Origin of the sequence: Streptomyces sp. NRRL S-1813 (genome assembly GCF_000719605.1) — a bacterium.
GTDB lineage: Bacteria > Actinomycetota > Actinomycetes > Streptomycetales > Streptomycetaceae > Streptomyces > Streptomyces decoyicus.
Genome location: NZ_JOHB01000003.1, coordinates 183,885 through 201,077 on the forward strand (window position 1 = coordinate 183,885; position 17,193 = coordinate 201,077).

Here is a 17,193-nt window from a genome sequence, read left to right on the forward strand (position 1 = left end):
GAGCAGGGAAACCGCGACATTCCACCCCGGCTTTTCTCTTTCCCGGTGAGGCACTTCCATGAGCCTGAGCATCCGTAACCAATTTTCCGGCACCGTTCTCTCCGTCACCCCGGGCGAGGTCATGGCGACCGTCAAGGTCCGTCTGGACGGCGGCCAGGAGATCACCGCCGCAATCACCCTGGAGGCGGTGACGGAGCTCGGCATCGAGGAGGGCTCCGCGGTGCGCACCCTGATCAAGTCCACCGAGGTCGCGCTCGCCACCGGTGCGGTGGACGGCGTCAGCATCCGCAACCGGATCCCCGGCACCGTCACCGGCGTCACCACCGGCGGCGCGATGGCCGGCGTCAAGGTCGCCGTCGCGGGCGGGGAGCTGACCGCCGCGATCACCAAGGACGCGGTGACGGACCTGGGCCTGGCCGCCGGCGTCGAAGTCACCGCACTGATCAAGTCGACCGAGATCGCGCTCGCCGCCGTCTGAGCACCGGGGCTGAATCATGCGCTCGCCGGGGCCGATGATGTTGCGCTCCCGGAACACCAGCGGTTCGGTCCCCAGCCGGCGGGCGAGCTCGTCCATCGCCGACTCCACCGCGAAGGTCACCTGCCCCAGCCCGTAGGAGCACCGGCCGGCTACCTGAGCCGCTGCGCCTGGGGGTCGTAACAGACAAGCCCCATCGATGCGGCGACGTCCGCGGCGTAGGCCGAAGCCTCCTCGGCCATGCTGTAGCGCACGGGGAAGTAGAGCAGCGGACCACTGGCCTCATTGATCAACGGCCCGGTGGACCACGGGGAGATGTCGTCCTCGTCCTCCGTGAGGTCGGGCCATCGCTCCAGGAGCGCGGCGACGTACCGGGCGATGCCGTCCGTCGGTGCGTGCTCCGCTTCGGTGTCGCTGTACCGGTCGCACATGTCCCTGAAGAGCCGGCCCGCGACGGCATCCCCCGCCGGGCGAGCGCCCTCCCACACTGCAAGGTCATAACTCATGGGTGCAGGCTGTCACGCGCAGTCGGGCGCAAGGTCGTTGACTGACGCGGCCAGACACTAGCTTGCTAGCTCACTAGGTTGCTAGCATCGCCCTGTGAGTGACGAAGAGGTCAAGCAGTTCAACGTGTACTTGCCGGTCGGACTGATCAAGCAGGTCAAATATCACGCCATCGAGTCGGGCTCGTCCCTCTCGGCGTTGGTCGCAGCCGCCCTGCGCGCCTACCTCGACGACACCCATGGTCAACGGCAGCAATCGTCCGAGAAGGAGAGCTGATATGGCGACCGAAGGCATCGAGGCCGTGTTCCTGGAGACCCACAACTGGGGCAGGTCGGCGAAGTTCTTCCAGGCCCTGGGCTTCGAGTTGGAGTTCTCGACGGACCACAACTCCGGCCAACTCCGCAACGGCGACGGTCCCTACGTGTTCATCGCCGAGGTCCCCGAGGACCGGAAGCCCCAGACGCAGATCGTGCTGAAGGTGGCCGATGCGGAGACGTTCCGCCCCGATCCCGCTGTCGAGGTGGTCACGCCGTTCGAGGACACCCATTACGGGACCACGGAGATGACGGTCCGTGACCCCGACGGGCGCCTGTGGAGCCTCCAGGCTCCGACCAGGAAGTGACCGTGAGGAGAGGGGATGTCATGACAGACGAGCGGAACGAGGGGCCGGACAGTACCGCGGTGCGGGTCGCCCTCTGGCGGGCGATGCACATGCAGGTCGACTCGCCGCCCCACGTGATCGAGGACGAGGTCGGGCTACAGCTGGCGGCCCCTGATGAGGGCTGGCGGCGGCGCCCGGACATGGACCCGCGCGGCACCAGCGGATTCCGGGCGGCGATTGTGGCCCGTGCGCGCTTCATCGAGGACCTGGTGGCCGAGCAGGCCGACCACGGCGTCTCCCAGTACGTCGTCCTGGGGGCCGGGCTGGACACCTTCGCCCAGCGCAGGCCGGAGATCGCCTCCCGCCTACGGGTGTTCGAGATCGACCAGCCGGGCACCCAGGCCTGGAAGCGCCGACGGCTGACCGAACTCGGCCATGGGATCCCCGACTGGCTGCGGCTGGTGCCGGTCGACTTCGAGGCGGGCGCGGACTGGTGGGAGCAGTTGTCCGCGGCCGGCTTCGATCCCGGCCGGCCGGCGGTCGTCGTCTGCACCGGCGTCACCGTGTACCTCACCAAAGACGCCACCGCGGCGACCCTGCGCCGGCTCGCCGGGCTCGCCCCCGGCTCGACGCTCGCCCTGACGTTCATGCTGCCGACCGAACTCGTCGATGACGCCGATCGCTCCGCACTCGAGGCGACCAAACCACAGGCGCAAGCGGCCGGAACGCCGTTCATCAGCTTCTACACCCCGCAGGAGATGCTGGTCCTGGCTCGCAGCGCCGGCTTCAAGGACGCGCACCACGTGTCGGGGAGCGTGCTCGCGGAACGCTACTTCGCCGATCGGGCCGACGGCCTCCGCCCGTCAAGCGGAGAGGATCTGCTGGTGGCCACTACCTGACGCTCCGAGACTCCTCGATTTCGGCCAGGGCGAGCTGAAAGATGCGGTGCTCGTCCTCGGTCACCGGCACGTCCGACGTCCCGGCCTCCTCAGCGTCCTCCAGCCACTCGTAAATGATCACCTCGATGACGTCCGGCACGCCTGTGCCCAACAGCATCTCGGCCAACTGCCAGGAGTGCATCGTGAGGGGGAACTTCGCCGCCCGGTAATGCGCCCTGGCTTCCTGCCCATATCTTCCGCGCGATCGCCCCGGGCCGCGGACCCTGTCGCCGGTGCTGCTCGGGGCGGGTGACGGCGACGGCGACTGGCTGCCCGTCACCACCGGCGAGTCGGGAGCCGCCGTCTTTCGCAGTGCGGACGCCGCCCGGTACGCCAAGTGCGTACCCGCTGCGGACACGGCCGGAGTTGCCGGCCCGCCTCAGCCCGCAGATCGCGCGGCGGCGGGACCAGGAGGCCGCCGACACGGTCGTCTGCCACGGGGACCTGCGCCTGCCCAACATCGTCCCGGACCGCAGACCCTGAACGTGTCGGGCTTCATCGACCTGGGCCGCCTCGGGTCGGCCGACCGTCATGCCGACCTGGCACTGCTGCTCGCCAACGCGCGGGAGACCTGGCCGAACGAGGAGCGGGCGCGTGCCGCGGACATGGCGTTCGCCGAGAGGTACGGCATCGCCCTCGACCACGACCGCCTGCGCTTCCGTCTCCATCTCGACCCGCTCACCTGGGGCTAAAGGCCCTCCCGTTCGGATTACCGGGCGGACCGGAGGAAGCCGCGTCGGCCGGAGCCATCAGCGCGGTGCACACCCGCTCCCAGGTGCCGTCGACGGCCCGCCTCCGCAGCTGCCGGTTGCTCGATGGTGGCGACGGCTGGGCGGTCCCGCGGGCCGCGGGCGGCAAAGAAGGCGATGACGGGGTCGGGGGCCCGGGTCGGTGGCGAGCGGTTCAAGATGAGCAAACTGGACGGAAGTTGGCCGCATGGCTAAGCTTTTGGCCATGCGGTCAAAAAATGAGTCGGGCGGCCAGTCCGACGCCGGGAGGGACGAGCGGAAGTCGCAGGAGCCGGAGCGCTCGTTCATCGAGAAGGCACGTCGCGCCCAGATCATCGACGCCGCCGTCGACACCATCGCGGCAAAGGGGTTCGCGAAGGCTTCGCTGGCGCAGATCGCCGAGCGGGCGGGGATCAGCAAGGGCGTGATCTCGTACCACTTCGCGGGCAAGGGCGAGTTGATCGAGCAGGTCGTCGAGCAGGTCTACGAGGAGATCGGCGCCTTTGTCAGGGCCCGGTTGGACGAGCGGGCCGGGGCGACCGTGTGGCTGCGCGTCTATGTCGAGTCGGTTGCCGAGTACATGCTCGGCCACCGGACCCAGCTCACCGCGCTCGGCGAGATCTTCAGCCACTTCCGCACCGCCGACGGGGCGCCGCGCTATGGCGTCGCGTCGAGCGAGCCGCTCTATGTCGCGCTGGAGGAGGTGTTCCTGGAGGGCCAGCGGAGCGGCGAGTTCCGCGCCTTCGACGTCCGCGTCATGGCCGTCAGCCTCCAAGCCGGGATCGACAACATGTTCGCGTACTGGAGCGCTCATCCCGGGCACGACCTGGCCGCTTACGCCCGCGAACTCGCCGGCATCTTCGAGCACGCCACGCGCGCGGATCGCACGGAGCGCACGGACCACCACTGACATGTACCGAACGGGGAGAAGACTCATGACGGACGACCTGGACCGCACGGCTGTGAAGGCCGTGCCCGAACCGAAGCCCGAGCCGACGACCGAGAAACCGGCGCGCGCCCGGCTGCTCTACATCGACAATCTGCGTATCGCGCTGACGGCGCTCGTGGTGCTGCACCACACCGCCGTCACCTACGGCAACATCCCCGCCTGGTACTACACCGAGCCCGCCAAGGACGGCTCCGGCCTGCTCCTGGACGTCTTCGTGATGTTCAACCAGGCGTTCTTCATGGGCTTCTTCTTCATGATCGCCGGGTACTTCACACCGGCCTCCTACGACCGCAAGGGCGCGCGGCCGTTCTTCCGCGACCGCCTCAAGCGGCTCGGCATTCCGCTGCTCGCCTTCCTTCTGCTGATACGTCCCCTCACGGGCTTCGGCGGGTACGCGGACATGCGGGCCACTCTCGCCGAACGCGGCGAATCCCTTCCCTACTGGGCTTACTACCTGGGCAGCTGGGACGCGGGCCCGATGTGGTTCGTCGAGGTCCTCCTCGTGTTCGCCGTCCTCTACCTCCTCGTCCGCCGCCTCGGCGCACGCCGCCTCCCCGACCTCACCGCACCGGCCGGCCGCGGGACGGCACGGGCCCCGCGGCCCCTCGCCATCGTCGCCTTCACCCTCGCCCTCGCCCTCGCCGCGTACCTGTGGCGCTGCCTCGTACCCGACGGCACCTACGTCCCCGTCCTCGGCCTGCCCACCCCCAGCTTCCTGCCGCAGTACGCGAGTTTCTTCGTTCTCGGCGTGCTCGCCCACCGCCGTGGCTGGCCGCAGGCCCTCTCCCGCGTCGCGGGCCGCGTGGGCTTCGCCGTCGCCACCGCCGCGACGCTTGCGTACCTTCCGGTCGTCCTCACCGCCGAGGAGGGCACGCTCGGCGGGCACGGCACCTGGCAGTCGCTGGCCGCGGCCGCATGGGAGTCGACGTTCGCCGTCGGTCTCGTGCTCGGTCTGACCGTGCTCTTCCGCGAACGTCTCAACCGGCAGGGACCCGCCGCCGGGTTCCTCTCCCGCCACGCCTTCGCCGTCTACCTCACCCACGCTGCCGTGCTCGTCGGGCTCGGGTACGCCTTCCGCTGGCTGCATGCCCCGGCGGCCGTCAAGTTCGCCCTTGTCGGCGCCCTGGCCCTGCCGCTGTGCTGGGCCGTCGCGTACGCCGTCCGCTCCCTCCCCCGCGCCGACCGGGTCCTGTAGAGCAGGGCGCCGAGAGCGGCTCCGTGCCCCGGCCTCGAACCGGGGTCGGCGGGCAGCCGTTGACTGCGCGCCGGCCGGCTTGGAAGCCCCGCCAACCGGGCGGGGCTTCCAAGCCGGCCCGGCATGGCGCCACCGGCGACGGGCCCGGTGCTCCTCAGCCGCACGGCGGCAGCGCGGCCATTCCGCACCGGAAGGTGGCGGAGGCCAGCACCTCGGTGGTGAGCCGCACGCCCGTCCGCCATCAGGGCCCAGTCGCCGACCGAGGTGACGCCGACGAACATCCGCTCCCCGTCATACTCGTCCCATGCGTCGTAGGCGGGCTCCGCCAACTCCTCGACGCCGGTGATCCGCAGCTCCTCCCGCGCCCCGGTCCGGCGCAGTACCTCCTCGGGGGTGAGCCCTCGCACCAAGGTGAGGCAGTACGCCTCGGTGAGGCCGGGGAGATCCTCGTCGAGCCAGGCATAGTCAGCAGGCAGTCGCGTTCGTGTTCATACGCGGATCGTGCCGGCCCCCACTGACAATTCCTCAGGGCGCACGGCACGGCCTCGGGGCCGGAACGGGCGGATCAGTGCGGCCGGCGCAGCCCTGCGACAAGGAGCCCGACAAGGGCTCGTGCGTCGTAGCGGGGGTCGCTGTCCGCGCCGATGCAGAGGTTCCCGACGCCGCGCATGAGCGCGTAGGCCTCCAGGTCGGACCGGATCTCGCCGGAGGCGGCTGCGGCGTCGAGCAGCTGGGTGCACACGGGCACGAGGCGGTCGAGGAAGTAGGAGTGCAGCGTCTCGAAGCCCGCGTTGTCGGACTGGAGTACCGAAGCGAGGCCGTGCTTGGTGACCAGGAAATCAACGAACAGATCGATCCATTGCTCCAGTGCGGCGTGCGGCGTCGCGCTGGTCGCCAGCAGGGCCGGACCGGCCTCGGCGCACGCCTCGACCTGGTGCCGGTAGACGGCGATGATCAGGTCCGCTCGTGTCGGGAAGTGGCGGTAGATCGTGCCCATCCCGACGCCGGCCTCGGCCGCGATGTCGCGTACCGGCGCTTCCACGCCCGACATGACGAAGACCGCTGCGGCCGCGTCGAGCAGGGTCTCCTTGTTGCGCCGGGCGTCCGTCCGCTTGGGCCGGGCCCCGTGCTCCGCGCCCTCGCCGCTGTCGTTCACCGCGCCACTCCCTTCGCTCCCGCGATTGCTCACACGGAGCAGCGTTCCGCATCACAAGCGGAGCTATGTTCCGTTTCTTCATGATGTCAGAGCGGGGGTCCGGCGGCCAAACACGGCCGACGGCGCCTCATACCGCGCAAAGGCACGGGCGGTACGCGTGCACCCTCCGGGCTGATGCGTCCGAACAGAGCAGCCCGCTCCCCCATCGGTGCGGCGTCGCCACCCTTGGCGCAACCGCCCCGTACACCTGCCTGCCACGCCGGAGGAAACGCCATCAGCCGTACATCGCACGGTAGTTGAGGGACGGAGGGCCGAGCGGGCAGCGCTTACCGACACCCGAAAGGTTGCCGTTTATCTCTTTTGTCCCCTTGCGCCGAAAATATGCCGATGTGAATCTGGGATCCCATTCGTCGAAGGAGTTGATCGCATGGTTACGGATCGCACAGCGCCGGTCGAGACGGCCGCCCTGGCCGCCGAGGTCGAGGGACTGCTTGCACCCGCCGAGGCCGACGGTGTTTTCCGCGATACCCGCGAGTGTGGAGGTGCGCTGCTGCTGGCCGCGCTGCTCCTGATCTCGCCGCCCACCCCCCGGCCCAAGACTGACGTCCGCTAAGGCTGAGGGGAAAGCGTTGGCTGAACAGACGCAGGGAGCAGTCCCGCTCAGCGCTGTGATTGCCGATGCCGCAACCGGGGTCGCCCTCGCCCTGCGGGGTGAGGGCGACCCTTATGCGTTGTCGAGCATTCTGCGGCAGAGCGATGCACTGGCCCCGGCCGCCCTCCGGGTGCTGGGCGCCGATGCGCTCGCGCCGTACGCAGTCGAGCACCGTGGGGCGCCCGTCGGCGCGGACGATGAAGAGGTCGTCCGGCAGGCGCTGACGGCCTACCCGCCGGGAGCGGACGCCTCGGAGATTTCAGTGTGGAGCTACCGAGGCCTGGTCGAGGCCTCGCATGCGTTTCTGCCCGGAAGCGCACGGCACTGGCCGCCGCCCCCCGAGGCCGCGGCCGGATGGGTCGAGGCCGACCCCTGGCCGAAGCTTTCTCATCGCGTGTCACAGCTCGCCGCGCTCGCGCTGCCCGGGCTGGCGCCCGGTCTCGCCGAGCAGCTGACGGCACGCACCGACGATCTGGCCCGCGGTTTCGTCCGGGCGGTACGCCGCCGGGACTGGTTGCAGGCGGCCGGCCTGGGCCGGTGGCTGGCCCGGCTGCCCGACGCTCCGCAGACTCTGGGGCTCGACAGCGGGCTGGCTTTCGTCCGCCAGATGGGTGGTGGCGACCCCCGGGTGGCGCTGCATGTCGTGGCCGCCCAGCGCTTCTACGGACGGGGTTGGTGACCGGCGACCGGGGCGACCCCGGGCTGCTCGACCGGATGGTCCGGGGCAGCCTGGGGTGGCTGGAGGACATGCGCGACTTCTTCCGCCTGCCGCCGAACGTCACCACGGACGCCGACCCCAACCTGACGCTCAAACCGCTGGGTGAACTCGCCGAACTGACCCAGCTGATCGGGGTGTTGCACCCGCGGGACGAGATCCGGCAGACGGCCCGCGGGCTCTTCGCGTTCGCCTGGAACGAGACCCGCGACGGTGAGCTGTTCGCCGAGCTGATCCGCGGCGAGCCCTTCGCCACGTACCCGGTCGAGCTGTACGGGGTCTTCGCCCAGGCCGGGCTGCGCCACTCCGAGGTCGACGCGCTGGTGCAGACCACGACGCGGCTGCGCGGCTGGCGGGTGGCGCGCGAGGACCACACCCGTACGCTCGGTGTGCTCAACGCGGAGCGCAGGATCGGGCTGCGGCAGCACGCCGACTTCGGCGCCGTCCTGGCCCTGACCGGCCTCGGCGGGCTGCCGGAGCCCTGGGCACTGGACCGCAAGGGCGCGTACGGCATGACCCATGACGTCTTCCACCTCACCGACTGGGGGCGCAACCGGCAGCGGCTGTCCCCCGAACTCGCCGGCTATCTGCGGCTGTGGCTCCCCTCCTGGCTGGAGAACTGGCTGGAGGAACAGCTGTGGGACCTGGCCGGCGAGCTGCTTGCCGTGACGGCGTGTCTGCCTGCGGCCCCGTACGACCCGGTGGCCTGGCAGCGGCTGGCCGGCGCGCAGGCGGCCGACGGCAGTGTGCCCGAGATCGGTGCCGCGCCGTCCACCGGCGACCGGGCCGAGGCGTTCACGGCCTGCTACCACTCCACCCTGGTGACCGCGTTCGCCGCCACCCTCGCCCGTATCGCCTCCGACGAGGCCGAGACCGGTCCCCCGGCCGGGGATGCAGCGATGGCGGGCGGGCGGACCCCCTGCGAAAGCGAGACAGCCCCGTGACCGTGACGGCCGCATCCCCCGCCTTGCTGCACGGTGTCGGCGACCGGGCCCTGACCTGGCTCGACGACCACCGCGAGCACTTCCGGCTGACCCCCGACGACTTCGCCACCAACGGCGCGGTCGTCGAGCGGCTCAAGCCCATCGGGGAGCTGGCGCTCAATATGCAGGTGCTGTTCCGGGAGGGGGTGGCCGGATCCCGGCAGAAGGAGCGGGCCGGGAAGCTGCTGGACTTCGCCTGGCGGGAGCTGCTGGACGGCGGCAATGTGCTGGCCCGGCTCCAGCACGACGAGCCGCTCTCCCCCGTGCCCCTGGAGGTCTATGCGACCTTCCACGAACTGGGCCACCGCCATCCGGGGCTGGAGGCCGCGCTGGAGGTGTGCCGGCGCACCACGACGTGGACGGCGCTGGAGATGATGCCCAACCGGCGGCTCGGTGTGCTCAATGCGGAACGCAAGCTTGGCCTGCCGCCCAGCAGCGACTTCGACCGGGCCGTGGACCGCACCTGGCTGGGGCAGCTGGCCGAACCGTGGACGGTGCAGCTGCACATCGCCTACGACCTGACCCACACCGTCTTCCACCTCACCAACTGGGGCGAGGCCCCCGAGCGCATCCCGCCGGCCATCGCCGACTACCTCATGCGGTATCTGCCCGCCTGGATGGACGACTGGGCGGACCTCGAACACTGGGATCTGCTCGGCGAACTTCTCGTCGTCGACGCCTGTCTGCCCCGGCCCACACTGGACGCGGAGCTGTGGGAGCGGTACGCGGCCGCGCAGTCGCCCACCGGCGCGATGCCCATCCAGCGCCGGATGCCGCAGGGCGACGCGGCGCGGGTCTTCGATCTGGTCCACCACCCCACCCTGGTCGCCGCGTTCGCCTCCGCGATGGCCACCTCCCGGGCCCTGTCCGCCGTCGGATGAGCCCCGACCGCCCCGGACCGGCCCTCGGCGACCGCCTCGCGGACGCGGTCGCCCTGATCGACGCGCCGGACGTCGTGGTGGGGGTCACCCGGCACGGCCGGCGGACCGTGATGACCGGCGGCTCGGCGCTGGCACCGCCCACTCCCCGCCATGCGCTGCGCTACGAGCTGGGGTCGCTGTCCAAGACCTTCACCGTGCTGCTGCTCGCCGACCTGGCCCGGGCCGGCGTGCTGTCGCTGGACGATCCGCTGGCCGCCCACCTGCCGGAGCTGCCGCTGCCGCAACCGAATTCGCGCCGGATCACCCTGTGGCATCTGGCCACCCACACCTCCGGGCTGCCGCGGATCCCCGCCGACCTGATCGCCGGCGCGCTGCTGCATCCTTACGCCAACGGCTATGCCCGTTACGACACCGAGCGGCTGCTGCGCACCTTCGCCCGCACCCGGCCGCGGCACCGGCCGGGCACCCGCTGGCGGTACTCCAACCTCGGACTGGCACTGCTCGGCCCGGTCATGTCCCGTGCCGCGGGCGCCCCTTACCCTGCCCTGCTCACCGACCGGGTGCTGCGCCCCCTCGGGCTGTCCGACACGACGCTGGGCCCCGGTACCACCGGCACGGACGCCATCGGCCACCGGACGAACGGCGTGACGCCGGTGGGCAGCGCCGACATGGGCGCCTTCGTCGCCGCCGGGTCCGTCCATTCCACCCCCGGCGATCTGCTCACCTACCTTGAGGCGTACCTCTCCCCCGGCGACACGCCACTGGCGCGGCCGCTGCGCGACGTCCAGGTGCCGCTGCTGCGACGCGGCTGGCGCAAACGCAACACCCATACCCTGACGTGGTATCAACATCCGGCTGCACAGGGGCCCTTGCTCTTCCATGTCGGGGCGACCTTCGGCCAGCAGGCGTTCCTCGGCTACCACCCGGCGACGCACACCGGACTGGTCGCGCTGGCCACCCGCCGCGGCCGCAGCTGCCACATGATCACCACCGCCTACGAGCTGCTGTACAGACTGGCCGGCGATCCCGTGGTCTGAACCGGGGACCGCCGCCGGTCAGAGCTCGCCCGCCAGGATCCGGGCGAGGGAGGTGCCGGGGCGTTCCTCGCTGGCCCGGCGGAAGAGGTCGGCATACGCCTCGTCGCCGATCGCCGCGCGGGCCCGCCGCTCGCACTCCTCGCGTACCGCGCGCAGTTCCGGGGTGCCGCGCTGCGGATGTCCGACGGTGCGCCAGATGGCCTGGCCGCTTCCGTAGAGACGGGCAGCCGCCGCGCCGTCGCCCTGGGCCGCCACCGCGGCCGCGAACAGGTCCAGGCCGAGGGCGATTCCGAACTTGTCGCCGATGCCCTCTTTGGCAGCGAGCATCGCCCGCGCGTGGTCGGCGGACTCCTCCGGCCGGCCCTGGAACAACGAGATCAGGGAGAGCTGGTAGTCGATATAGGAGCGGCTCCAGTATTCGCCGCGCCGCACACAGCCGTGGCGCAGCGCGGTCGCCTCGGCGCGGGCCTCGGTGAGCCTGCCCAGGCCGGTGAGCGCGAAGAGCTGTACGAGATGGCAGCGCAGCCGTGCGGGAGAGTCGAACGGGGTGCGCGGCGCCGGGCCGAGGACCTGGTCCGCGACGGTGTGCGCGGACATCGGGCGGCCGGCCATCAGGTGGGTGAGGCCGATGAGGTAGCCGGCCTGGAGCACCGCCTCCGCGTCGTCGGACGCCCGTGCCGCCCGGGAGCACTCCAGACCCAGGGCGTCGGCCAGCGGCAGATCGCCCTGGAGGAGTACGGCGACACCGAGCACCCACAGCGCCCGGGTGCGTGCCGGGCTCGGGCCCTGGTGGGCGGCGAGGGCGCGGGCCACGTAGTCACGGGCCTCGTGCAGATGACCGCAGCAGCTCCAGAAGAAGCCGATGGAGCCGCTGAGTTCCTGGGCGCGTTCCGGGTCGGTGACCAGGAGGTGGTCCAGTGCGGTGCACAGGTCGACGTGGGCCTCGGCGACCCTGCCGTACCAGCCGACCTGTTCGGGGCCCAGCCAGCCCAGTTCGGCGCGGCGGCCGAAGTCGGCGAAGTGCGCGGCGTGCCGGTCGGCGAGCGCCGTCGTCTCGTCCAGCTCGGTCAGCCACATCCGGCCGTACTCGCGCAGTGTGTCGAGCATCCGGAAGCGCGTGCCCTCGCGGGTGAGCACCGACTTGGCGGCCAGTGCGGCCAGTGTGCTGCGGACCCCCTGTTCGGTGAGCGGTCCCCCGGCGCACACGGCGCTCGCGGACTCCTCGTCGAAGGTGCCGCGGAAGACGGACAGCCGGGCCCACAGCAGCCGTTCCAGCGGTGCGCACAGCTCATGGCTCCAGCCGATGGCGCAGCGCAGCGTGCGGTGCCGCGGCAGCCGTACCGGCCGGTCGCCGTCGAGGGTGTCGAAACGGGAGGTGAGCCGCTCGGCGATCTCCTCGACGGAGCTGTTCGCGAGCTGGGCGACGGCGAGTTCCAGGGCCAGCGGGATGCCTTCGAGGCGTCGGCAGATGACGGCGGCGGCCGCCGCATGCGGCGGGGCGGCGAACGGCACGCCGGGGGCCGTGGTTCCGGCCCGTTCGGTGAACAGGGTGAGTGCGTCATTGTCGCCGGTGCAGGGCAGCGGGCCGATCTCGGTGGTCCACTCGCCGACGATGTCCAGCGGCTGTCTGCTGGTGACCAGCACGGTCACGGCGGGGGCGGCGGTCAGCAGATCCCCGAGGAGGTCGCGGCAGGCGTCGACGAGATGCTCGCACGAGTCCAGCACCAGCAGCAGCCGTTTGTCGGCGAGCCATTCGCACAGCACCGCCACCGGCGTCCGCGCCGTGTGGTCGGCCAGCCCGACGGCGTCGCAGACGCTGGCCACCAGCCGCCCCGCGCCCTGTAGGGGCCACAGGTCGGCCCAGCAGACCCCGTCGGGAAACCGCGCCGCCGCCGCGCGCGCGGCCCGCATCGCGATCCGGGTCTTGCCCACCCCACCGGGGCCGGTCAGGGTGATCAGCCGGTGCTCGGTCAACTCCTGGTCGATCCGGCGCAGTTCGGCTCCTCGGCCCACGAAACTGGTCGACTCCTCTGGAATGTTGCTCGCCACCGGCCCAGTTTGCCCCAGCCGTGGCGTCAGCAGGAGTCCGGCGAAGCAGGCCGGGGCACGAGGTTGACGCCCGCGGGCCGGGCGGACGGTGTCCCTCAGGGCGTGACGACGGGGAACGTGGGGTTCGGCGTCCGGACGAGGCCGAGGAGCCGGTTCAGTGCACCGGTCTCGCCATGCTGTGCGGCGTCGCCCGGCACACGCCCGGCCAACAGGTCCAGCAGCTGGGGCTTGGTGAGGGTGAGAGTGAGGTCCGGGGTGTGTTCCCCGGACGGGGTGGGGGCGCCGGGTGAGCTGAGGTGGGTGAGGGCTCCGTGGGAGAGCGTCAGATGCCAGGTCCGGTCCTCGTCCGGGAGGTAGAGGTCGAGGGTGAGCGCGGTGGACCAGGCGCGCGGGCCGTCGATGCGGATGGCGAGCGAGTCGATGAGCTGGTCGACGGTGAGGGCGCCGGTGATGTCGGAGTCGGCGGTGGCCGCCCACGCCTCGGCGAGGGTGCCGCGGAGTTCCATGGCGCCGGTGAGGTAGAAGTTGCGCCAGGTGCCGTTCTCGCTGCCGTGGCCCAACCGTTCGTAGACCAGGGCCAGTTCACGCCGGGCGCGGAGGTTCTTCGGCTCGGCGAAGACGGCGTGGTTGAGCAGGGTGGCGGCGAACCGCAGATCGCCGTCGGCGGCGTACCGCTTGCCCGCGTCCACCGTGGTCTCGATGCCGCCGATGGTGTCCACATAGCGTCTGGCCTGCTCGGCCGGCGGGTGCTCCCACAGATGGGCGGGGTTGCCGTCGAACCAGCCCATGTAGCGCTGGTAGATCGCCTTGACGTTGTGGCCGAGCGAGCCGTAGTAGCCGTGGAGGGAGGTGTCCTGCTCCAGGTCCGGCGGCAGCCGCAGCTCCTCGGCGATCTCGGTGCCGGTGAGCCCCTCGTTGAGCAGCCGCAGGGTCTGGTCGTGCAGATAGGCGTAGAGGTCGCGCTGGTGGGCCAGCAGGGTCTTGATGCGGTCCTTGCCCCAGGTCGGCCAGTGGTGCGAGGCGAAGGCGACCTCCGCCTCGTCGCCGAAGAGGGCGAGCGCCTCGCCCAGGTAGTGGGACCAGGTCCGGGCGTCGCGGACGTCGCCGCCGTGCAGCGGCAGGACGGTGTGCAGGGTGTGGGTGGCGTTCTCGGCCAGGCAGAGGGCCTCGTGCGCCGGGAAGCAGAAGTTCATCTCGGCGGGTGCCTCGGTGCCCGGGGTGAGCTGGAAGACGATGCGTACGCCGTCGACGATCTCCTCCTGGCCGGTGCGGGTGATGTCCACGGTCGGCGGGATGAGGGTCATGGTGCCGGTGGAGCGGGTGGTGCCCAGGCCGCAGCCGATCTGGCCGTCCGGTCCCTTGGGGAGCTGGGTTCCGTACATGTAGACGGAGCGCCGGGTCATGGCGGGACCGGCGTAGATGTTCTCGCGGACGGCGTGCCGGAGGAAGCCGGCCGGCGCCAGCACCGGGACGGGGTGGTGGTCGTGCGGCAGTACGCCCCGTCCACCGCCGAAGTGCGCTCCGTGCGAATGGGAATAGACCAGACCGGTGACCGGACGGTCGCCGCGGTACTTGCGGTAGAGCTCCAGGGCCGCGGCGGCGGTCTCCGCGCAGACGAGCGGGTCGATGACGATGACGCCGTGGTCACCCTCGACCAGCGTCATGTTGGACAGGTCCAGGCCGCGGGCCTGGTAGATACCGTCGGTGACCTCGTACAGGCCCTGCCGGCTCACCAGCCGGCCCTGCCGCCACAGGCTCTCGTTCGCGGTGTCGGGGCAGTTTCCGGCCAGGAATCCGTAGGCCTCGGCGTCCCAGATCACCCGGCCGTCGTCCCCGGTGACCTGCGGCGGGTCGAGCGCGGCGATGAAGCCACGGTCGGCGTCGGCGAAGTCCTGGTGATCATCCACGGGTGCAGCGGTCACGGGGCGCTCCCTCTCCGGGGCGGCGGGCCACAGTCGGCGGACCCATGTCACCGATTTAACCGAATGTGCCCGGTTATCGCATGCGTGGGGCCCCCGCTCCGGGCGGGATACCCGGGGCCGGACCCGGCGGGCACCCGTGTCGCGCAGCATGATGCGGCACCTCTCCCGTCAACGGCGTTACGGGCGAGGCCTGGCAGGGCACAACAATGCCGATGACGTTGCCGCCCCCGCCGCGGCTGGTCAGGCGCCCTGACTACGCACGGTCACCGGAGCAATGCCCCGCCCACCTTCCCCTTGCCGCTACGGCACGGCCGCCGCACGACCCGGAGGAGGGACGACGCTGTCCCCGTACGACGACCGCCCTTTCGGCGAACTCACCGAACCTTTCCGGCACGACGCGGACCCCGGCATCCACCCCCGCACCCCGGCAGCCGGCCACCCGGTCCGGCCCCGCCCGCACCACCGCGGCTTCACCTGGCTGCTGCCGGCCGCCGCGGCCGGCAGCCTGACCGCCGGTATCGCGCTCTCGCACGGGCTGCTGCTCGCGAGCGGGCTGGTGCTGGCGGGACTGCTGGGGCATCTGCTCACCGGCGACCGCGACCGGCCTCGCTAGCGCCCCCAGGCCCGGCCGCCGTACCGCGGCCGCACGCACAGCCGCCGACCGGCTCGCCTCTCACAGGAAGGCAAGCGGCCGGCGGCTTTCACACGCCCTTGCGGGGAGCGCGCGTCAGGTGGCGCGGCGGCTCTTCGACGCCACGGCGACACACATGGCACCCAGCAGGAACGTCAGGGCGCCGATGATGATGTTGTTCCAGATGACGCCGGCGTCCGGGCCGCTACCGACGATCCACGGCGAGATGATCATCCATACGCCGATCGCGCACATCGCGCCGCTCAGCCCGTACATCCGGTCAGGGGCCACGGTGAAGCCGACCGCCAGCAGGGCGATCGCGATACCGAGGATGAGGTTGTGCATGACGAGCGCCGGCTGTGCGGCGGCGAAATGGAGGACCCACGGCGACACGGCGCAGTACAGGCCGACCAGGAAAACCGGTCCGTCGACGAGTACCACGTCACGCCCGCCGAGCACCCGCTCGTACCGAGCTTGCATCTCCGATGCATCGGGGTGACCTGCGAGATCGCCCCTGTGGTGTGAGACGTCGGCCATGCGACTCGCCTCCTTGGTTCGCAAACTGGCCGTTCCGCGTGGCATCGAGCCGCGCACCTTTATTCTGCGCTTATGTCGCCTTTATGGGTAGATGAAAGGGCAAGGGAGTTTCACCGCGCGGCCGCCGCACCGCCGTCACCTGCGGTCCGGCGCCCGCCCCAGGCCCAGATTCCAGCGTCCGCCGCGGCCGCTCAGCTCGGTCACGGTCAGCGGCGGCACATCCAGCCGCCAGAACGCGTCCACGGGGACCGCGAGGGCGCACACCGCCGCCGCGCGGACGACGTCCGGCTCGACGACGGCCAGCACCCGGCCCGCATCCAGGGCCATCCGCGTCAGCCAGCCCGCGACCCGGTCGCAGAGCTGCCGCAGCGACTCCCCGCCGTGCCCCACGAAATCCGGGTCCGAGAGCCACGTGGACACCGCAACCGGCTCGGCATCGGCGACCTCGGCCAGGGTCCGGCCGCGCCAGCCGCCCATGGCGCAGCCCGCCAGCTCCTGCGTGGAGCGGGCCGACAGCCCGAGCTCCTCGGCGGTGCGCCGGCACCGGGCGGAGGGCGAGACGAAGATCCGGTCGGCGGCCGGCAGCGCTCCGGCGGCGGCCCGGACGCGGAGCAGTCCGGCCTCGCTCAGCGGGCCGTCGCCATCGAAGCGCACCTCGCGCTGGGCGTCGCCCGCGGCCGGTGAGACCAACATCACCCGAGTTGTCATGTCCTCTTCTCTCGCTCGTCGCCGGCCCCGGCAACGCCTGTCCGGCGCACGGGAGTTGTCCGGCCGGTGCGCCCTGTCCTGCGCCTCTCCGCCCCCCGCGCAGCCTTGGCCTGGTGGCCAGATCGCGGTACCTTCCCGATGATATTGACGACGACATGACGGAAGCCGGTGAGATGCCGGCGCGGTCGCGCCACTGTATGTCCGGTTATTTACCAGCCCAGCAGGGCCGGAACCGGGCGAGCCAGACCCGGCATGTCGTTACGCACTCCACCGATCAGGGACGCGAGTTCCCCGCACAGGAGGTTCCGCCATGGCTCAGACCATCGCACCCCCCGCCACCGGCGCCGTCACCCCGGCCCCGCTCCCCCTCAAGGCCATCGCCCCGTGGGCGCTGTTCGTCGGCGTCCTGATGCTCGTCCTGCTGTACTTCATCGGCGCGGAGCAGGGCGCCACCTCGCTGCTCTCCGGCACCGAGGTTCACGAGTGGGTCCACGACGGGCGCCACCTCCTCGGCTTCCCCTGCCACTGATCG

19 protein-coding genes, 3 pseudogenes and 1 riboswitch are annotated in these 17,193 nt (G+C 71.2%); of the genes and pseudogenes, 14 read left to right on the plus strand and 8 right to left on the minus strand.

Going from position 1 to position 17,193, the window contains the following annotated elements:
* The first annotated feature begins 58 nt into the window (after positions 1-58).
* Positions 59-478, plus strand: coding sequence for a TOBE domain-containing protein (locus IF67_RS0107950; RefSeq protein ID WP_030983530.1), 420 nt, complete (start codon positions 59-61; stop codon positions 476-478).
* Positions 479-574: 96 nt separating this feature from the next.
* Here the strand turns inward: IF67_RS0107950 and IF67_RS46165 are convergent.
* Positions 575-682, minus strand: a pseudogene (locus IF67_RS46165) (hypothetical protein); the annotation flags it as partial.
* A 393-nt stretch (positions 683-1,075) separates the two neighbouring features.
* On the opposite strand from IF67_RS46165, the gene IF67_RS0107960 reads away from it, so the two are divergent.
* From IF67_RS0107960 to IF67_RS0107970, 3 genes are read left to right on the plus strand one after another with little or no spacing between them, the layout of a single operon-like run.
* On the plus strand, positions 1,076-1,255 hold the full coding sequence (locus IF67_RS0107960; RefSeq protein ID WP_030083267.1) for a ribbon-helix-helix protein, CopG family: 180 nt from the start codon (positions 1,076-1,078) through the stop codon (positions 1,253-1,255).
* 1 nt (position 1,256) lies between these two features.
* Positions 1,257-1,601: a VOC family protein gene (locus IF67_RS0107965; protein WP_030983536.1), complete on the plus strand. Its 345-nt coding sequence runs from the start codon at positions 1,257-1,259 to the stop codon at positions 1,599-1,601.
* Between the two features lie 20 nt (positions 1,602-1,621).
* Positions 1,622-2,479 carry a class I SAM-dependent methyltransferase gene (locus IF67_RS0107970; RefSeq protein WP_030983538.1) on the plus strand — a complete coding sequence of 286 codons (858 nt, stop codon included), beginning with the start codon at positions 1,622-1,624 and terminating at the stop codon, positions 2,477-2,479.
* Here IF67_RS0107970 and IF67_RS0107975 read toward each other — a convergent pair.
* On the minus strand, positions 2,472-2,645 hold the full coding sequence (locus tag IF67_RS0107975; RefSeq protein ID WP_234341014.1) for a hypothetical protein: 174 nt from the start codon (positions 2,643-2,645) through the stop codon (positions 2,472-2,474). The two genes, IF67_RS0107970 and IF67_RS0107975, sit on opposite strands and share 8 nt — an antisense overlap.
* 49 nt (positions 2,646-2,694) lie before the next feature.
* Between IF67_RS0107975 and IF67_RS40755 the strand changes: the two are divergent.
* The 3 genes and pseudogenes from IF67_RS40755 to IF67_RS0107990 all read left to right on the plus strand — a co-directional run bounded on the left by IF67_RS40755 (position 2,695) and on the right by IF67_RS0107990 (position 5,390).
* A pseudogene (locus IF67_RS40755) lies at positions 2,695-3,210 on the plus strand (phosphotransferase).
* Positions 3,211-3,472: 262 nt separating this feature from the next.
* A complete protein-coding gene (locus IF67_RS0107985; RefSeq protein ID WP_030983542.1) occupies positions 3,473-4,156 on the plus strand; it encodes a TetR/AcrR family transcriptional regulator in 684 nt (227 codons plus the stop codon).
* A gap of 25 nt (positions 4,157-4,181) precedes the next feature.
* The gene (locus tag IF67_RS0107990) at positions 4,182-5,390 is read left to right on the plus strand and encodes an acyltransferase family protein (RefSeq protein WP_078889326.1); all 1,209 of its coding nucleotides are present in this window, start codon (positions 4,182-4,184) and stop codon (positions 5,388-5,390) included.
* Positions 5,391-5,635: 245 nt separating this feature from the next.
* Here IF67_RS0107990 and IF67_RS46170 read toward each other — a convergent pair.
* Positions 5,636-5,866: pseudogene (locus IF67_RS46170) on the minus strand (DUF6461 domain-containing protein); the annotation flags it as partial.
* 89 nt (positions 5,867-5,955) lie between these two features.
* A complete protein-coding gene (locus IF67_RS0107995) occupies positions 5,956-6,546 on the minus strand; it encodes a TetR/AcrR family transcriptional regulator (protein WP_030983546.1) in 591 nt (196 codons plus the stop codon).
* A gap of 427 nt (positions 6,547-6,973) precedes the next feature.
* Here IF67_RS0107995 and IF67_RS0108000 point away from each other — a divergent pair, with 427 nt between their 5' ends.
* The 5 genes from IF67_RS0108000 to IF67_RS0108020 are packed head-to-tail and all read left to right on the plus strand — an operon-like array spanning position 6,974 to position 10,814.
* On the plus strand, positions 6,974-7,159 hold the full coding sequence (locus tag IF67_RS0108000; protein WP_030983548.1) for a hypothetical protein: 186 nt from the start codon (positions 6,974-6,976) through the stop codon (positions 7,157-7,159).
* A gap of 16 nt (positions 7,160-7,175) precedes the next feature.
* Positions 7,176-7,877 (plus strand): hypothetical protein, encoded by a 702-nt coding sequence (locus IF67_RS0108005; RefSeq protein ID WP_234341015.1) that lies wholly within the window; start codon positions 7,176-7,178, stop codon positions 7,875-7,877.
* Positions 7,874-8,857 carry a DUF6895 family protein gene (locus IF67_RS0108010; RefSeq protein WP_030983551.1) on the plus strand — a complete coding sequence of 328 codons (984 nt, stop codon included), beginning with the start codon at positions 7,874-7,876 and terminating at the stop codon, positions 8,855-8,857. Before IF67_RS0108005 ends, IF67_RS0108010 begins: the two co-directional genes overlap by 4 nt.
* Complete coding sequence (locus IF67_RS0108015; RefSeq protein WP_030983553.1) at positions 8,854-9,777, plus strand: DUF6895 family protein; 924 nt, start codon at positions 8,854-8,856, stop codon at positions 9,775-9,777. The genes IF67_RS0108010 and IF67_RS0108015 overlap by 4 nt, the downstream gene beginning before the upstream one ends.
* Positions 9,774-10,814: a serine hydrolase domain-containing protein gene (locus tag IF67_RS0108020; protein WP_030983555.1), complete on the plus strand. Its 1,041-nt coding sequence runs from the start codon at positions 9,774-9,776 to the stop codon at positions 10,812-10,814. Before IF67_RS0108015 ends, IF67_RS0108020 begins: the two co-directional genes overlap by 4 nt.
* 18 nt (positions 10,815-10,832) lie before the next feature.
* Here the strand turns inward: IF67_RS0108020 and IF67_RS0108025 are convergent, their stop codons facing one another.
* Together IF67_RS0108025 and IF67_RS0108030 are read right to left on the minus strand one after the other, a co-directional pair.
* Positions 10,833-12,863 carry an ATP-binding protein gene (locus IF67_RS0108025; RefSeq protein WP_030983557.1) on the minus strand — a complete coding sequence of 677 codons (2,031 nt, stop codon included), beginning with the start codon at positions 12,861-12,863 and terminating at the stop codon, positions 10,833-10,835.
* Between the two features lie 95 nt (positions 12,864-12,958).
* Complete coding sequence (locus tag IF67_RS0108030) at positions 12,959-14,785, minus strand: alkyl/aryl-sulfatase (protein ID WP_030983560.1); 1,827 nt, start codon at positions 14,783-14,785, stop codon at positions 12,959-12,961.
* 274 nt (positions 14,786-15,059) lie between these two features.
* On the opposite strand from IF67_RS0108030, the gene IF67_RS0108035 reads away from it, so the two are divergent.
* A complete protein-coding gene (locus IF67_RS0108035) occupies positions 15,060-15,398 on the plus strand; it encodes a hypothetical protein (RefSeq protein ID WP_051817775.1) in 339 nt (112 codons plus the stop codon).
* Positions 15,399-15,512: 114 nt separating this feature from the next.
* On the opposite strand, the gene IF67_RS0108040 is transcribed toward IF67_RS0108035, so the two are convergent.
* The gene (locus IF67_RS0108040) at positions 15,513-15,953 is read right to left on the minus strand and encodes an SPW repeat protein (RefSeq protein WP_030983565.1); all 441 of its coding nucleotides are present in this window, start codon (positions 15,951-15,953) and stop codon (positions 15,513-15,515) included.
* Positions 15,954-16,088: 135 nt separating this feature from the next.
* Positions 16,089-16,661 carry a histidine phosphatase family protein gene (locus IF67_RS0108045; protein ID WP_030983567.1) on the minus strand — a complete coding sequence of 191 codons (573 nt, stop codon included), beginning with the start codon at positions 16,659-16,661 and terminating at the stop codon, positions 16,089-16,091.
* Between the two features lie 160 nt (positions 16,662-16,821).
* A riboswitch (cobalamin riboswitch) is annotated at positions 16,822-16,908 on the plus strand.
* 63 nt (positions 16,909-16,971) lie between these two features.
* On the opposite strand from IF67_RS0108045, the gene IF67_RS0108050 reads away from it, so the two are divergent.
* Positions 16,972-17,190 carry a CbtB domain-containing protein gene (locus tag IF67_RS0108050; protein WP_030083316.1) on the plus strand — a complete coding sequence of 73 codons (219 nt, stop codon included), beginning with the start codon at positions 16,972-16,974 and terminating at the stop codon, positions 17,188-17,190.
* Positions 17,191-17,193: the final 3 nt, after the last annotated feature.

Excerpts from the sequence above, each read along its gene's own strand:
- IF67_RS0107950 (WP_030983530.1), top strand. The coding sequence starts at position 59 with ATGAGCCTGAGCATCCGTAACCAATTTTCCGGCACCGTTCTCTCCGTC.
- IF67_RS0107965 (WP_030983536.1), top strand. The coding sequence starts at position 1,257 with ATGGCGACCGAAGGCATCGAGGCCGTGTTCCTGGAGACCCACAACTGG.
- IF67_RS0107970 (WP_030983538.1), top strand. The coding sequence starts at position 1,622 with ATGACAGACGAGCGGAACGAGGGGCCGGACAGTACCGCGGTGCGGGTC.
- IF67_RS0107985 (WP_030983542.1), top strand. The coding sequence starts at position 3,473 with ATGCGGTCAAAAAATGAGTCGGGCGGCCAGTCCGACGCCGGGAGGGAC.
- IF67_RS0107990 (WP_078889326.1), top strand. The coding sequence starts at position 4,182 with ATGACGGACGACCTGGACCGCACGGCTGTGAAGGCCGTGCCCGAACCG.
- IF67_RS0108000 (WP_030983548.1), top strand. The coding sequence starts at position 6,974 with ATGGTTACGGATCGCACAGCGCCGGTCGAGACGGCCGCCCTGGCCGCC.
- IF67_RS0108020 (WP_030983555.1), top strand. The coding sequence starts at position 9,774 with ATGAGCCCCGACCGCCCCGGACCGGCCCTCGGCGACCGCCTCGCGGAC.
- IF67_RS0108035 (WP_051817775.1), top strand. The coding sequence starts at position 15,060 with ATGCCCCGCCCACCTTCCCCTTGCCGCTACGGCACGGCCGCCGCACGA.
- IF67_RS0108040 (WP_030983565.1), bottom strand. The coding sequence starts at position 15,953 with ATGGCCGACGTCTCACACCACAGGGGCGATCTCGCAGGTCACCCCGAT.
- IF67_RS0108045 (WP_030983567.1), bottom strand. The coding sequence starts at position 16,661 with ATGACAACTCGGGTGATGTTGGTCTCACCGGCCGCGGGCGACGCCCAG.
- IF67_RS0108050 (WP_030083316.1), top strand. The coding sequence starts at position 16,972 with ATGGCTCAGACCATCGCACCCCCCGCCACCGGCGCCGTCACCCCGGCC.